At 52.2% G+C, this 1,335-nt stretch carries 3 protein-coding genes and 1 pseudogene; all 4 read right to left on the reverse strand.

The window, feature by feature from the left end; genetic code table 11:
• Positions 1-221, reverse strand: a pseudogene (locus tag WMO66_RS00040) (GTP pyrophosphokinase); the annotation flags it as partial.
• Positions 218-733, reverse strand: coding sequence for a rhodanese-like domain-containing protein (locus tag WMO66_RS00045; protein WP_349134362.1), 516 nt, complete (start codon positions 731-733; stop codon positions 218-220). The pseudogene WMO66_RS00040 and the gene WMO66_RS00045, both read right to left, overlap by 4 nt.
• Positions 730-1,050 (reverse strand): thioredoxin, encoded by a 321-nt coding sequence (gene trxA, locus WMO66_RS00050; protein ID WP_249282797.1) that lies wholly within the window; start codon positions 1,048-1,050, stop codon positions 730-732. The genes WMO66_RS00045 and trxA overlap by 4 nt, the downstream gene beginning before the upstream one ends.
• 91 nt (positions 1,051-1,141) lie before the next feature.
• A partial coding sequence (locus WMO66_RS00055; protein WP_349134363.1) for a ferredoxin-thioredoxin reductase catalytic domain-containing protein occupies positions 1,142-1,335 on the reverse strand: 194 nt, incomplete at its 5' end.

Here is a 1,335-nt window from a genome sequence, read left to right on the forward strand (position 1 = left end):
GACTTCAAGCGGCTTTTCATACTTTCTATCGGATTGCGATCATGCTGCAATGAAAACTCTTCGTTCAGAATTTCCAATCGGCTTTCAAGCGCTTTCAGCGCACAGCGGTATTGCAGCATGACTTCCTGATACTTGCGATTTTCACTTAAAAGGCGCTGGCATTGCAGATCATCCAAGCCTTTATCTGCCGCAACCGTCAAACCAAATAGATTTTCACTCATAGCTTCTCCATTCCGCAGGGATAGGCGCTTTGCGCTGTCTGCCGCTCTTGTGTTACGACCTGATAAAAGCTGTATCCACCGGAGAGATGGGCGCAAGAGAAGCCGTACTGCGTTAAAAGCCGGCAGGCCAGATAGCTGCGAAGCCCTGTCTGGCAATTCACATAGACAGGCTTGTCCCGCTCTAACTCGTCCAAATGCTCCCGCAGATCGTCCAGCGGAAGATTGCGGAATCCATTCAAATGCCCACGCCGATATTCGCCTTCCGTACGGACATCCAGCAGCGTAACGCTGCCATCGCAAGGCAAGTCCGCCCAAAAGCTCTCCGGAGTTTGCAGTGTCAGTTCTTCCTGCTCCTTGATCACACCGCCTACATAATACGGCAGGCCGCAGTTGGCATAGGACACATAGCCGCTGCGCTCGATCATGATGATCTGCGCGTGTTCATCCAGACGGCGGATGCGGGCAGCGGCAGAAGCACCGCCCGCCACACCGCCTACGATCACAACTTTCATCTTGCGCCCTCCACCATTGCGGCGATCTCCGACTTGGGCCGATAGCCGACCGATTTGGCGACGGCTTTCCCGTCCTTGAATACGACCAGCATCGGGATGCTGGATACCTGAAAACGCATCGCCAGCTCCATTTGCTCGTCCACATTGACCTTGCCCACCTTGAGCGCACCACTTTTTTCTTCGGCAAGCTCATGCAGTATGGGAGAGAGCATTTTGCACGGTCCGCACCAGTCCGCGTAGAAATCCAGCAGGACGGGCTTGTCGGAATGCAGTACCTCATTTTCAAAATTCGCAGCAGTAATTTTCAATTCAGCCATGAGAAAGGCTCCTTTCTGTTATCCTTAGTTATTCTTTGTTTTTCAGCTTGCAAATGGCAGCCAGTTTCTTTGACAGCATAGCGTTCCTCCCTTAATCCTGCAAGGATTTGTAATAGAGCATACAGTGGCAGAATCCCTCAAAGCCCGGATCTGCAATTTGATCCTTAAACTCCTGACACATGCATTTGGTTTCCTCCGTACGCTCCACGCGGCAGGGACAGTATCCGCCGGTGCGCTTGAGTCCTTCCCGGATGGTATTGACAATCTCCTGATCGGGATTGAGCT

The organism is Faecousia intestinalis (assembly GCF_040096185.1).
In the GTDB taxonomy this organism is placed as follows: Bacteria; Bacillota; Clostridia; order Oscillospirales; family Oscillospiraceae; genus JAZOXB01.

Bases quoted from the DNA above. Each gene is read 5' to 3' on its own strand.
- trxA (WP_249282797.1), bottom strand. From the start codon at position 1,050: ATGGCTGAATTGAAAATTACTGCTGCGAATTTTGAAAATGAGGTACTG.
- WMO66_RS00045 (WP_349134362.1), bottom strand. From the start codon at position 733: ATGAAAGTTGTGATCGTAGGCGGTGTGGCGGGCGGTGCTTCTGCCGCT.